The sequence below is a fragment of the Streptomyces sp. NBC_01618 genome, assembly GCF_045209435.1.
In the GTDB taxonomy this organism is placed as follows: domain Bacteria; phylum Actinomycetota; class Actinomycetes; order Streptomycetales; family Streptomycetaceae; genus Streptomyces.
Genome location: NZ_CP109297.1, coordinates 4370561 through 4383661, shown reverse-complemented (window position 1 = coordinate 4383661; position 13101 = coordinate 4370561). Strand labels below are relative to the sequence as shown.

Annotated in this window: 14 protein-coding genes; 5 read left to right on the top strand and 9 right to left on the bottom strand. The window is 69.1% G+C overall.

Annotated features, from left to right (window positions below; genetic code table 11):
• Positions 1-23 precede the first annotated feature (23 nt).
• The 4 genes from cysS to OH735_RS20485 all read right to left on the bottom strand — a co-directional run bounded on the left by cysS (position 24) and on the right by OH735_RS20485 (position 3625).
• Positions 24-1427, bottom strand: coding sequence for a cysteine--tRNA ligase (gene cysS, locus OH735_RS20500; RefSeq protein WP_406382960.1), 1404 nt, complete (start codon positions 1425-1427; stop codon positions 24-26).
• A 142-nt stretch (positions 1428-1569) separates the two neighbouring features.
• Positions 1570-2073 (bottom strand): 2-C-methyl-D-erythritol 2,4-cyclodiphosphate synthase, encoded by a 504-nt coding sequence (gene ispF, locus OH735_RS20495; protein ID WP_406382959.1) that lies wholly within the window; start codon positions 2071-2073, stop codon positions 1570-1572.
• Entirely contained in the window at positions 2063-2809 is a 747-nt protein-coding gene (ispD, locus tag OH735_RS20490; RefSeq protein WP_406382958.1) for a 2-C-methyl-D-erythritol 4-phosphate cytidylyltransferase, read from the bottom strand. Before ispD ends, ispF begins: the two co-directional genes overlap by 11 nt.
• A 333-nt stretch (positions 2810-3142) precedes the next feature.
• Positions 3143-3625, bottom strand: a complete 483-nt coding sequence (locus OH735_RS20485) for a CarD family transcriptional regulator (RefSeq protein ID WP_006380568.1) — start codon at positions 3623-3625, stop codon at positions 3143-3145.
• Between the two features lie 666 nt (positions 3626-4291).
• Between OH735_RS20485 and OH735_RS20480 the strand changes: the two genes are divergently transcribed.
• The gene (locus OH735_RS20480) at positions 4292-4888 is read left to right on the top strand and encodes a DUF461 domain-containing protein (RefSeq protein WP_406382957.1); all 597 of its coding nucleotides are present in this window, start codon (positions 4292-4294) and stop codon (positions 4886-4888) included.
• A 173-nt stretch (positions 4889-5061) separates the two neighbouring features.
• On the opposite strand, the gene OH735_RS20475 is transcribed toward OH735_RS20480, so the two are convergent.
• Together OH735_RS20475 and OH735_RS20470 are read right to left on the bottom strand one after the other, a co-directional pair.
• Positions 5062-5742 carry a response regulator gene (locus OH735_RS20475; protein WP_406382956.1) on the bottom strand — a complete coding sequence of 227 codons (681 nt, stop codon included), beginning with the start codon at positions 5740-5742 and terminating at the stop codon, positions 5062-5064.
• Positions 5739-7013 (bottom strand): sensor histidine kinase, encoded by a 1275-nt coding sequence (locus tag OH735_RS20470; RefSeq protein ID WP_406382954.1) that lies wholly within the window; start codon positions 7011-7013, stop codon positions 5739-5741. Before OH735_RS20470 ends, OH735_RS20475 begins: the two co-directional genes overlap by 4 nt.
• Positions 7014-7211: 198 nt before the next feature.
• On the opposite strand from OH735_RS20470, the gene phoU reads away from it, so the two are divergent.
• Positions 7212-7892, top strand: coding sequence for a phosphate signaling complex protein PhoU (gene phoU, locus OH735_RS20465; RefSeq protein ID WP_383759178.1), 681 nt, complete (start codon positions 7212-7214; stop codon positions 7890-7892).
• Positions 7893-8170: 278 nt separating this feature from the next.
• On the top strand, positions 8171-8320 hold the full coding sequence (locus OH735_RS20460; protein WP_351075307.1) for a hypothetical protein: 150 nt from the start codon (positions 8171-8173) through the stop codon (positions 8318-8320).
• Between the two features lie 114 nt (positions 8321-8434).
• Here the strand turns inward: OH735_RS20460 and OH735_RS20455 are convergent, their stop codons facing one another.
• A complete protein-coding gene (locus OH735_RS20455; protein ID WP_406382953.1) occupies positions 8435-9766 on the bottom strand; it encodes an MDR family MFS transporter in 1332 nt (443 codons plus the stop codon).
• Between the two features lie 269 nt (positions 9767-10035).
• Here OH735_RS20455 and OH735_RS20450 point away from each other — a divergent pair, with 269 nt between their 5' ends.
• Entirely contained in the window at positions 10036-10797 is a 762-nt protein-coding gene (locus OH735_RS20450; RefSeq protein ID WP_406382951.1) for a phosphoglyceromutase, read from the top strand.
• A 389-nt stretch (positions 10798-11186) separates the two neighbouring features.
• Here OH735_RS20450 and OH735_RS20445 read toward each other — a convergent pair whose 3' ends face one another.
• Positions 11187-11729 (bottom strand): GNAT family N-acetyltransferase, encoded by a 543-nt coding sequence (locus OH735_RS20445; RefSeq protein ID WP_406382950.1) that lies wholly within the window; start codon positions 11727-11729, stop codon positions 11187-11189.
• A 144-nt stretch (positions 11730-11873) separates the two neighbouring features.
• Here OH735_RS20445 and OH735_RS20440 point away from each other — a divergent pair, with 144 nt between their 5' ends.
• Complete coding sequence (locus OH735_RS20440; protein WP_406382949.1) at positions 11874-11999, top strand: hypothetical protein; 126 nt, start codon at positions 11874-11876, stop codon at positions 11997-11999.
• A 171-nt stretch (positions 12000-12170) separates the two neighbouring features.
• On the opposite strand, the gene OH735_RS20435 is transcribed toward OH735_RS20440, so the two are convergent.
• Positions 12171-12638 (bottom strand): hypothetical protein, encoded by a 468-nt coding sequence (locus OH735_RS20435; RefSeq protein ID WP_406382948.1) that lies wholly within the window; start codon positions 12636-12638, stop codon positions 12171-12173.
• Positions 12639-13101 lie beyond the last annotated feature (463 nt).

Genomic DNA, 13101 nt, shown 5'->3' with positions numbered 1-13101 from the left:
TCGCCGGGCGGCACATGGGGGGACTACTGGCGCGGGCCGAGTGTCCACCGTGGTCCGGCCGGGCTGTCCTCGATGACGAGCCCGGACTGGCCCAGCTGGTCGCGGATGGCGTCGGCCGCGGGCCAGTCCTTGCGTTCGCGGGCCGACTGTCGCTGGTCCAGGACGAGGCGTACGAGCGTGTCGACGACCCCGTGCAGGTCGTCTCCGTGGTCTCTCTCGCCCGCCCAGTTCTCGTCGAGCGGGTCGAGGCCGAGGACGCCGAGCATCGCGCGGACCTCCGCGAACCGGGCGACGGCGGCTTCCTTGTCGTCGGCGGCGAGCGCGGAGTTGCCCTGGCGGACCGTGGTGTGGACGATCGCGAGCGCCTGCGGGACGCCCAGGTCGTCGTCCATCGCCTCGGCGAACGCAGGCGGCACCTCGGTGGCGGGCTCGACCGTCTCGCCCGCCTTTTCGGTGACGCGCTGCACGAAGCCCTCGATCCGTGCGAACGCGGACTCGGCCTCGCGCAGGGCCTCCTCGCTGTACTCGATCATCGACCGGTAGTGCGGGGTGCCGAGGTAGTAGCGCAGCACGATCGGACGCCACTGCTTGACCATCTCGCTGACCAGCACGGAGTTGCCGAGCGACTTCGACATCTTCTCGCCGGACATGGTGACCCAGCCGTTGTGCACCCAGTAACTGGCGAACTCGTCGCCGTAGCCCTTGGCCTGGGCGATCTCGTTCTCGTGGTGCGGGAAGATCAGGTCGATGCCGCCGCCGTGGATGTCGAAGGCGGTGCCGAGGTACTTGTGGGCCATGGCGGAGCACTCCAGGTGCCAGCCGGGCCGGCCGCGGCCCCACGGGGTCTCCCAGCTGGGCTCGCCCGGCTTGGACGCCTTCCACATCGCGAAGTCGCGCTGGTCGCGCTTGCCGGTCTCGCCCTCCCCGGACGGCTGGCGCAGATCGTCCAGGTCCTGGTTGGAGAGTTCCAGGTAGCCGGGGAAGGAGCGCACGTCGAAGTAGACGTTGCCGTCGGCGGCGTAGGCGTGACCGCGTTCGATCAGGCCGCGCATCATCTCGATCATCTCGGGGATGTGGCCGGTCGCGCGCGGTTCGTAGGTGACCGGGAGGCAGCCGAGCGCGTCGTATCCGGCGTTGAACGCGCGCTCGTTCTCGTACCCGATCGCCCACCACGGGCGGCCCTGCTCGGCCGACTTCGCGATGATCTTGTCGTCGATGTCGGTGACGTTCCGGATGAACGTGACGTCGTAGCCGCGGTACTCGAACCAGCGGCGCATGATGTCGAAGTTCAGCCCGGACCGGATGTGCCCGATGTGCGGGGCGGCCTGGACAGTCGCGCCACAGAGGTAGATCGAGACACAGCCCGCTGTGAGCGGGACGAAATCACGGATCTGCCGGGCGCTGGTGTCGTGCAGGCGAATAGTCACGCCTCAAGGGTAGTGGGCGCGCACCAGTGCCCCGCGACCCCTTGGGGATCGCGGGGAAAAGTTTCCGGCGGCGTCGTGTCCGCGGAGAGGCCCCGTGGATCAGCGGGTCGGCCCGGGCGGCAGGGCAGCGGCAGCGCGGCGGTCAGCCCGTGCGGTAGACGAGCGCGGTCGCGATCCCGGCGAGGCCCTCGGCCCGCCCGGTGAAGCCGAGTCCGTCGGAGGTGGCGGCGGAGAGCGAGACGGGCGCGCCCACGGCGGCCGACAGAACCCGCTGCGCCTCGTCGCGCCGCTTGCCGATCTTCGGCCGTACGCCGACGACCTGGACGGCTACGTTGCCGATCTCGAAGCCCTCGGCCCGCACGATCCGCGCCGCCTCGGTCAGCAGGGTGACTCCGGCGGCGCCGGACCACTCGGGCCGCCCGGTGCCGAAGTGCTGCCCGAGGTCGCCGAGCCCGGCGGCGGAGAAGAGCGCGTTGCACGCGGCGTGCGCGACGACATCGGCGTCGGAGTGCCCGGCCAGACCGGGGCCCTCGCCCTCCCACAGCAGCCCCGCGCACCACAGCTCGCGGCCCTCTTCGAAGGCGTGGATGTCCGTGCCGATCCCGACCTGCGGGATCACGGGCCCGGTCCGTTCCTCAGAAGCCATCGGTCGCCCTCCGTCGCGCGAGTACCGCCTCGGCCAGCACCAGGTCCAGCGGCCGGGTCACCTTGAACGCCTCTTCGTGCCCGGGTACGACGACGACCGGCGTCCCGAGCCGCTCCACCATGCCCGCGTCGTCCGTGGCGCCCTCGCCGCTGACGGCGACGGTCTGGTGCGCGCGCACCAGGGTGTCGCGGTCGAAGCCCTGCGGGGTCTGCACGGCGCGCAGCCGGGCCCGCACGGGCGTGCCGAGCACCGGTTCCGGCTCCCCCGGCGCGCCCGGCTCGACCTCCTTGGCGGTGTCGGCGAGCGGCAGGGCCGGCACGACGGCGGGCGCGCCGTCCCGTACCGCTTCGATCACCGCGTCCACGGTGTCGACGGGCACCAGCGGGCGCGCCGCGTCGTGGACGAGGACGATGGAGATGCCCTCGGGCAGGGCGTCGAGGCCGAGCCGCACCGACTCCTGGCGGGTCTCACCACCGGGCACCACGAGATAGTCGGTGCGCTCGGGCAGCGCGTGCGCGTCGAGCAGGTTCTTGACCTCGGGGGCACCGTCCGGCGGCGCCACGACGACGACCAGGGAGACGGAACGGGACGCGGCCATGGCCCGTACCGCGTGGATGAGCATGGGCGTCCCGCCCAGCGCGCGGAGCGCCTTGGGGACGCCCGGGCCGAGCCGTACGCCGCGGCCGGCCGCAGGGATCACGGCGGCTGTGCGGTACGGACGCGATTGATCAGACATCGGTTGCACTCCGAAGCTTCGGCATGTTTGTTTCCACGGCCGACATGGGTATGGCCACAAGCGAGCCGGGCGCCACGCCATGACTCGCCCGGGCCCTTTCCGTGACACCCGGTCGACGACGGACACGCCGCACCGGCCGCTCGGGGTCGGCTGCGCAAGATCGCGAGCAACGTATCCGGGGGATTGCCGACGAAGCCAACGCATCGGTGAGTCGGGGCGAGGTCCGGCCATGCCGTGGCCGAATGCAAACATGCCGCAGCGCCCGACGACATCCCGTGAATACGGTTGTCAGCGGGCACCGCGGCACATCATTTACGGTCGGCGTGAGCCGGTTCAGGACGCGAGTACCTCGTCGAGCAGAGCCTCGGCCTTGTCCTCGTTCGTGTTCTCCGCGAGAGCGAGCTCGCTCACCAGAATCTGGCGAGCCTTGGCGAGCATCCGCTTCTCACCTGCGGAGAGTCCACGCTCGCGCTCACGACGCCACAGGTCGCGAACCACTTCGGCGACCTTGATGACATCGCCGGAGGCGAGCTTCTCCAGATTTGCCTTGTAGCGCCGGGACCAGTTCGTCGGCTCTTCGGCATACGGTGCACGCAGCACTTCGAAGACCCGGTCCAGCCCCTCCTGCCCGACCACGTCACGCACACCCACGAACTCCGCATTGTCCGCCGGCACACGAACCGTCAAGTCGCCCTGGGCGACCTTGAGCACCAAGTAGGTCTTGTCCACGCCTTTGATCTGGCGAGTTTCGATAGCCTCGATCAGCGCGGCCCCGTGATGGGGATAGACCACGGTGTCGCCAACCTTGAACGTCATGTGACAGGTACCCCTTCCGTGGCTATCAAGAGTAACACGAGAACAGCTTCTCCTGAATGGCGTTTTCGCAGGTCAGGGCATATCTCGGGGCTTGACAACAGCGACACGTACGTGCTGCGGAAGGTTCACGGGGGACGGTATTCGCAGGTCGGACGGGCTGTACGGGCGACGCGAAACACGCACGTCACACACATCCGAACCCCGCTCCGAAGTGGTTGAACGTCCCGTTTTGCCGGGTTCAGGATGATGAACTTTACGTACTCCGTTCGGAGATCGATCACCCGCTCGGACGCACGTGTGGCTGATCAATGGATATTGATCAGCACCCCGCTGCGATCGGTTAATACGAACGGAATGCGCCACGCTCCATGACACGTTCCATGACACGTTCCATGAATTGATCACCCGCGATATGTGAACGGCACGTGTCGATGGTTTCGGGGGGGTTCGGTGGTGCTCCGTTCCGTGCGCCCCGGCCCGGGCGCGGGACTCGAACGGCACCGGCCCCGGGACGTGCCGGAGCACGAAGGGGCGCGTAGGGGCGGGTCGGGTGCGGGGCGCGAGGGACGGCTCGGTAGCCTAAGGCCGCTGACACACCCTTAGGGCGGCTTTACGCCGCTCGCCCCTCCCGTCCGCTGTCCGAACGTTCAAGGAGTTGCCGCCGCCGTGAGCCGCAGCCTTCGACACGGCGCTCTCGCCGCCACAGCCATCGTGTTCTCGATCGCCTCGCTCGCCGCGTGCGGTGCGGGCAATGACGCAGCAACGCTCGATGTCAGGCCGGACAGTGCTGCCGCCAGGTCCGGTGACATCAGCATCCAGAACGCGAACGTCATCACCCAGCCCGAGCGCACCGCCACGGGCCCCGCCGTCGTCTCCGCGACGCTCTTCAACAACGGCACCAAGCAGCAGACCCTGGACGCCATCACCCTGCCGGGTACGAGCGCCGCGGTGCAGCTGCACGCCGCCCAGGGCAAGGGACCCGTCGTGGTCCCGGCCGGAGGCAAGGTGGTCCTCGGCGGCAAGGGCAATGCGTCCGCCGTGATCGAGAACGGCCACGAGGCCGCGCAGGCGGGCAATGTGCAGCCCGTCGTCTTCAAGCTCAGCTCGACGGGGGAGATCACGCTCGGCGCGTTCGTCGTTCCGGCAACCAGCTACTTCACGGACTTCGGCCCGAGTTCGCTGCCGGTGGCGCCGTCGAAGGCCCCCTCGTCGCCCAGCACTCCCTCCGGTTCCGCCTCCGCGACCCCGGGTACGCCGGGCTAGCCCCAGTCCGGTTCCACGGACGAGGCGGTCACCCCGACCGACGCCGCGTCCGCCTCGGCGCAGACCGGCTGACCGGCCGGCCCACACGGGATACGCGCGTACGCAACACGTGAACGGCGGAGGGCGCCCTCCCTTTCGGGGGGGGCGCCCTCCGCCGTCGTGTACGGGCCGGTCTACGGCTCGAACTTGTACCCCAGGCCCCGCACCGTCACCAGGAAGCGCGGCGCGCCCGGGTCGGGCTCGATCTTGGCGCGCAGGCGCTTGACGTGGACGTCGAGGGTCTTGGTGTCGCCCACGTAGTCCGCGCCCCAGACCCGGTCGATCAGCTGCATGCGGGTCAGGACCCGGCCGGCGTTGCGCAGCAGCATCTCCAGCAGGTCGAACTCCTTGAGCGGGAGGTCGACCTTGGCGCCGGAGACCGTGACGACGTGGCGGTCGACGTCCATCCGGACCGGGCCCGCCTCCAGGGCGGCCGGCGTGACCTCCTCCGGCTCACCCCGGCGGCGCAGCACCGCGCGGATGCGGGCGACGAGCTCCCGCGAGGAGAACGGCTTGGTGACGTAGTCGTCGGCTCCTATTTCCAGGCCGACGACCTTGTCGATCTCGCTGTCCTTGGCCGTGACCATGATCACGGGGACGTTGGACCGGCTGCGCAGCTGACGGCAGACCTCCGTACCGGGCAGGCCCGGCAGCATCAGGTCGAGCAGCACGAGATCCGCGCCGTTGCGCTCGAACTCGTCGAGCCCTTCCGGGCCCGTCGCCGCGATGGCGACTTCGAAGCCCTCCTTACGGAGCATGTACGACAGGGCGTCGCTGAAGGATTCCTCATCCTCGACGACAAGCACTCGGGTCACGGAAGGACCTCCGGGGCAGGAAATGGTTCGGGGGTGTCGGGGTGAGCGGGCCCGTAGGGGCCCTCGTCGCCGTTGACGATGAGCGGTCCGCCCGGGCTGCGGTCGCGGTCCCGTGCGGAGCCCGCTTCGGGCAGCCGCAGGGTGAAGGTGGAGCCCTGGCCCTCCGAGCTCCAGACCGTGACCTCCCCGCCGTGCGAGGCGGCCACGTGCTTGACGATGGCGAGGCCGAGGCCGGTGCCACCGGTGGCCCGTGAGCGGGCCGGGTCGACGCGGTAGAAGCGTTCGAAGACCCGCTCGCGGTCCTTCTCCGAGATGCCGATGCCCTGGTCGGTCACCGCTATCTCGATCTGGTCCCCGCCGGGTACGGACAGTCGCCTGGCGGCGATGCCCACTCGGGTGCGGGCGGGGCTGTAGTTGACGGCGTTCTCGACGAGGTTGCCGAGCGCCGCGGCGAGCTGGCCGCGGTTGCCCCAGATGCGGAGCTCCGCGGTGCCGCCCGCTGCCATGGTGATCTGCTTCGAGCCGGCCTGCTGGCGGCAGCGGTCGATGGCCTCGGCCACCAGCTCGTCCACCCGGACCGGCTCGGCGTCCTCCAGCGGGTCGTCGTTCTGCACCCGGGAGAGGTCGATGATCTCCTGTACGAGGTTGGTCAGCCGGGTCGCCTCGATCTGCATCCGCCCCGCGAACCGCTCCACCGCCTCCGGGTCGTCGGAGGCGTCCATCACGGCCTCGGAGAGCAGCGAGAGCGCGCCGACCGGGGTCTTGAGCTCATGGCTGACGTTGGCGACGAAGTCGCGCCGTACCGCTTCGATACGGCGGGCCTCGGTGAGGTCCTCGACCAGCAGGAGCACCAGCCGGGAACCCAGCGGGGCGACCCGGGCGGAGACCGCGAGGGCCTCGCCCCGCCCCGTACCGCGCCGGGGAAGGTCCAGTTCGACCTGGCGTATCTCACCGTCACGACGGGTGTCCCGGGCCATGGTCAGCATCGCCTCGACGGCGAGCCGCCCGCCCCTGACCAGTCCCAGCGCGTAGGCGGCGGAGCTGGCCTTGACCACGCTGTCGCTCTCGTCGAGCACGACCGCGGAGGAGCTGAGCACGGACAGGACCGTGTCCACCCCCGGGGGAAGGGGGGCGTTGCTGTCGGGCCGCAGGGACGTGCGCGTCGGCTTCTTCTGGTCACGCTCGCTCCAGCGAAACGCCAGCATGGCGATCACGCCGGTACCCGCACCGCCGATCGCCGCAGCTGCGGCGACTGCCGCGTTCACGTCCATACGTCAAGGTTATGCGGGTCCGGGAGGACTCTCCCAGCCATCCGAGCACCTGTCCGAACACTCGTCGCCCAGAGTTCACCGAGGAGCAAGGGTTGGTTCATTTGGGCGGCCGGATCCCGACGCGTAGGCCGCCCAGGGTGGCAGCGTGGGGTTCAAACCTGGCCCCGGCCTTAGACAGAGGACTGGAGAGGGACTTCCATGCGTGACGCTTACCACGAGGAACTCGACTCGATCGGCGAGGGACTGGTCGAGATGGCCCGGCTCGTCGGGTCGGCGATCGGCCGGGCGACGACGTCCATGCTCGACGCCGATCTCAAGCTCGCAGAGAGCGTGATCGCCGCGGACCAGAAGGTCGACGACCTCCAGCACGACCTGGAGGCGCGGGCCATCGCCCTGCTCGCGCGCCAGCAGCCCGTGGCGACGGATCTGCGGATCGTGGTCACGTCGCTGCGGATGAGCGCCGACCTGGAGCGCTCGGGGGACCTCGCCCAGCACGTCGCCAAGCTGGCCCGGCTGCGGTTCCCGGAATCGGCGGTGCCGCACGACCTGCACGCCACCATCCTGGAGATGGGGCAGCTGGCGCAGCGCCTGATGGCCAAGGCCGCCGAGGTGATCATCACCAAGGACGTCGATCTGGCACTTCAGCTGGAGCAGGACGACGACGAGATGGACCTGCTGCACCGCACGCTGTTCCAGCACCTGATGGACGACCGCTGGAAGCACGGCATCGAGACGGCCGTCGACGTGACGCTGCTCGGCCGCTACTACGAGCGCTTCGCCGACCACGCGGTGTCGGTCGCCAAGCGGGTCGTGTACCTGGTGACGGGTGAGCACGCGGACGAGATCCAGCAGCAGCAGACGGCGGTGGAGGGCGCGTAGCGGGACGCGAAGCGGGGACCGTGGGGCTGTCCGTGGCGGGTGAGGGCTGTCGGGGCGCGTGGGGAGCATGAGGCCGCGGGACCGTGGGGCCGTGACGCAGGGTTGGTGGGCGTACGCGGTCGCATTCGGTCGCACATGTGTCTCTGCGCGTGTGCGCCGTTGATGCGCCCGCCCGGGTGGGCGTGCAATGGGGTGGGGCGGCACGTCTTGTCCGTACGCCCCGGTCGTGCGCGCGTCGCTGTGGCGTACGGCCCTGTCGTACGCCTAGAGGAGGAACCATGGCCGATTCCCCCACGACCGACCCCCAGCAGGAGGCACCCGCAGACGTGGTGCACCTGACCGTGCTCGGCGCCTGCGGCTGCGGCTCGGGCTGCGGATGCGGCTGCCAGTCCGGGGCCCCGTGCCAGTGCGGTGGCTGCTGCGGCTGACCGACCGCCACGGAAGCCGAAGGGCGCCCCGCGCGGAGCAGGCTTTTCGCTGCTCCGCGCGGGGCGCCGTCGTGTGCGGGCGGCCCGTCTCAGGCCGACCCGTCTCAGGCCGTATCAGCCCGCCGGCTCGACGGAAGGCCCGGCCCCGGCCCCTGAAACCTCGGGAACACCGCTCCCCTCGCCCGCTTCGCTCTCCGCCACCCGGCTGCCGCTCCCGGAGGCCGCCCCGTCCTCCCCCGGAAGATTCCGCATCAGCAGCCAGTACCCGAGCGCGGCCCCGGTCCCCAGGACGGCGCAGGTGCCCCACAGCCACGCCGCCCCGAAACGGTCGATCACCACACCCGACATCAGTGGTGCGACCAGCGCCGCCGCGGACCAGGACATCGTGTACATGCCTTGATAGCGGCCGCGGCCCTGGGCGGGCGAGAGCCGGACCACGAGACCGGTCTGAATGGGCGAGTTGACGATCTCGGCGACCGTCCAGACGCAGATGGTCAGCGCATACACGGCGACGGACCCGGCGAACGCGGTCAGCCCGAATCCGTACCCCGCAAGCAGCGACGACACGATGAGCAGCCGGCGCGGATCGCGGTGCTGGATGAAGCGGGTGACCGGGATCTGGAGCACCACGATCAGCACACCGTTGACGGCGACGGCGGTGCCGAAGTCTGAGCTGGAGAACCCGTCCGCCCCCATGGCCACCGGCAGCCCCACGTACCCCTGCTGGAAGATCAGCGCGATCACGAAGGACAGCCCGACGACGCTCATGAACCGCCCGTCGCGCAGCACGGTGGAGAGCCGGACCTCGTCCGCGCCGCCGACCGCGCGGCCCGGCACCGCCGCCGACTTCTCGGGCCGCGACTCGGGCACCTTCATGAAGACGACGAAGGCGCAGACCAGCGTCATCGCGGCCTCGCCCAGGAACCCGGCGAGATAGCTGTACTCAGCGACGAACCCGGCCCCGGCCGAGGAGACGGCGAAGCCGAGGTTGATCGCCCAGTAGTTGAGCGAGAAGGCCCGGACCCGGTCCTCGGGCCGGACGATGTCCGCCATCATGGCCTGCACGGCGGGCCGCGACGCGTTGCTGGCCATGCCCACGACGAAGGCGACGGCCGCGATCGCCACCGGGTGGACCATGAACCCGAGGACGGCCACGGACACGGCGGTCGAGGTCTGCGCGATGAGCATGGTGGGCCGCCGACCGAGCCGGTCGGTCATCACCCCCGCCCCGAGCGAGGAGACGACCCCGCCGAGCCCGTGCAGCGCCGCGACCAGACCGGCGTACGAGGCGGAGTACCCCCGGTCCAGGGTCAGGTAGAGCGCCATGAACGTGGCGACGAACGCCCCGAGGCGGTTGACCAGCGTGCTGGTCCACAGCCACCAGAACTCCCTGGGGAGACCGGACACGGATTCACGTGCGGCCCGTCTGAGACCGGCGACAGACATACGGAACTCCCCCAGGGAAGTACAGAACGGACACCATCAGTAAGAGGCCCGATGGTCACCCGAACATTACGAACCCCGGATTCCGGCCCGCTACTCAATTGACGCCGCCCGTCAATCGGCACGCCCCCGAGCCGGCCACACCCCCCTCAACCGCCCCTGCCCCCCATCCGTCCCCCATCCGTCCCCCGCCTGTCCCCCACCCATCCCCCACCTGTCCGCCCTGTGACCGGCCGCGCAGCGCCCGTACGGCTTCGATTACGCTCGGAGCCATGGCCGACGCACCGTACAAGCTGATCCTCCTCCGCCACGGCGAGAGCGAATGGAACGCGAAGAACCTGTTCACCGGTTGGGTGGACGTCAACCTCACCGAGAAGGGCGAGAAGGAGGCAGTCCGCGGCGGTGAGCTGCTCAAGGACGCCGGCCTGCTCCCCGACGTCCTGCACACCTCCCTCCAGAAGCGCGCCATCCGCACCGCGCAGCTCGCGCTGGAATCCGCGGACCGCCACTGGATCCCCGTCCACCGCTCCTGGCGGCTGAATGAGCGCCACTACGGCGCCCTGCAGGGCAAGGACAAGGCGCAGACGCTCGCCGAGTTCGGCGAGGAGCAGTTCATGCTCTGGCGCCGCTCGTACGACACCCCGCCGCCCGCCCTGGAGGACGGCACCGAGTTCTCCCAGAGCGACGACCCGCGCTACGCGACGATCCCGCCGGAGCTGCGCCCGCGCACCGAGTGTCTCAAGGACGTCGTCGTCCGCATGCTGCCGTACTGGTACGACGGCATCGTCCCGGACCTCCTGGCCGGCCGCACGGTCCTGGTCGCCGCCCACGGCAACAGCCTCCGCGCCCTGGTCAAGCACCTCGACGGCATCTCCGACGCCGACATCGCGGGCCTGAACATCCCGACCGGCATCCCGCTCGCCTACGAGCTGGACGCCGACTTCCGCCCGATCGAGCCGGGCGGCACGTACCTCGACCCGGACGCAGCGAAGGCCGCCATCGAGGCCGTGAAGAACCAGGGCAAGAAGAAGTAGGAGTGGCGATCATGCCCCTGACCTGCACTTACGGTGCAAGTCAGGGGCTGTCGTTTGTTCTGGGCCCACCCTGGGCCCTCAGTGCAGAGGTTCGTCCGGCCACGAGAACCTTACCGAGAACCTTCGGAGAGGAGGGGACGGTCGAGGATCGCCAACGCTGCGAGGAGACCGCCGGCTTGGACCGGGCGGGGTTCAAGATCGTGGTCAGCGGGATGCGCCAGCGTCTCGCAGAAAGCGCCGCCGACGCCCCGCCCATGCCGCAGGCGCCAGTTGGGCGGTCACCCTGCTCTCGCCGTGCCGGACGCTCCGTCGTCCACGTCACGGTGGCGGCGGCCAGGACCTCTTGGAGGGGCGAATTCCGGAAGAGGGCCTGATGTCCTGCGCCAAATCTAGTCGATCGGATCGTCGTCCCATGGGGGAGGCGTTACCGTACCCGCCATCCAGTCGCGGCGCAGGACCGCATAACCGACCGTGTCGTGAACCGTTCCGTCGCATGCCGGCCACGCGTCGCGGTAGTGCGCTTCCTTCACGTAGCCGCAGCGCAGGAAGACGCGCCGCATCGGGACGTTGTCCTGTCGAGTAGTTCCCTCGATGCGACGTACCTGCGGGAACTCCATGAACAGGTACCGCGTCAGCCACGTCACAGCCTGCGCGCCGATGCCGTTGCCCCGGTGCGCGGCCCGGATCCGCAGATCGAACAGGGGCGTATCGTCGGTCAGTTCCATGAGCCGGACCAGACCGACGGGCGTCCCGTCCGCGACGATCCAGAAGCTGCGGTTCTCCTCGCTCGCAAAGCGGCCCTCGGCGACCCACTGGCGCGCTGTCGCATCGTCCACCTCGCTGATCACGTGGAAGGGCCACCTCTCGCCGGCCAGAAAGCGGATGAGAGCATCAGCGTCGGAGTCGCTCAGGCGCCGGAAGTCGATGTCCATGGGCCGCACCTTACGGGCATGACCTCTTGGCGACGCCGGGCCGTGCGGCCCCGTCGGTCACACCGGGCAAGGGTCGTGAACTCGCTTGCGGATACCTCCTGTTAGTCTGCGGCAGTTTGAACCCCTGCCAGTGAGCGGCCGTGCATGCGCACAGGCAACCTGAAGACCACGGTCAAGGCGTCCACGGACGGCTACTGGCGCTGGACCTTCAGCGAGATGTCCACGACGGGCGGCGCGGCGGCCGCCGGCGACTACGTCGGCGTCAGGTAACGATGGACCTACCGCGGCGGCGCGAGCCGTCGCGGTAACGTCCTGCGTCAGTCGGGCGGCCGTACGGGGCGCTTTCCGAACAGTGCCGGGGTGTCACCACGGTTGCTCAGGAGCGTCATCTTCGGCCCCTTTCCCCCCATCAGGCACCCCTCTCGCCCACCCGCGTCTCGACTACGCCGGGAGGCAAATGGTCTCAGTCACCTCTTGGGACTTCCCCGTTGCTACATCGACGGTCTTCGTGGTGGTGACGTGGCAACCAGCGTTCGGGTTTTTCTGCGGGTTGTTCTGCTGGTTGTTCTGCTGCGGGTTGTTCTGCTGGTTGTTCTGCTGCGGGTTGTTCTGCTGGTTGTTCTGCTGGTTGTTCTGCTGCGGGTTGTTCTGCTGGTTGTTCTGGTTGAAGTTGTTGTTGTTGTTGCACGGCACTCGTTGGCCGTGACGGAAGCAGTGTCCGGCGATTGGCACAGTTCTCTGCTGTGCCGTGTCAATGGACCCCTTGGCAACAGCCTGCGTTGTGGACACTGCTTGAGTCGGCTGTGCCGCCGCTTCCGCGACAGGAACGGCTCCTGAAAAAGCAAGAGCCGAGATCAAAGCCGTAGCGCCGATGAAACCGGGGATTCGCCGCCTGGATGCACTGGACATGACTGTGACCCCTCAAGATCGTGAGTCTGCGGCGTTCTGCATGCCCTCAGTGGTTACGTACCGAGGGCTCAACGCCCATAGGGTAGTTCCCCATATCTCCAGCTTGCGCCTTTCGCCAATGCCTCGCAATCCGCACTATTTGACAAATCAAGGGTCGTGAGGCAGCCCCTCTCAGGTCCCCATCCGGGCGGCACAGAGGATGCACTATCGCTACCGAGGCGGCTCATCACCAATTCGACTTGCGGGGCGAATCGAGCACAACTCGCCCGCCCCGGCGCGCAGACGTAGAGAAACCTCGCTCCCACGCCACCGATGACTCGCGGCTGAGCGCCATAGGGCAACACGGCGTTGGGAATTCCGTCGAATTGATGGAGGCCGAAATGGTGTTCGGCCGCCGTCACGGCCTCCACAGCGCTCACCACGTCGTCGGACTCGACCACGAAACCCGCTGCGTCAGCAGCCA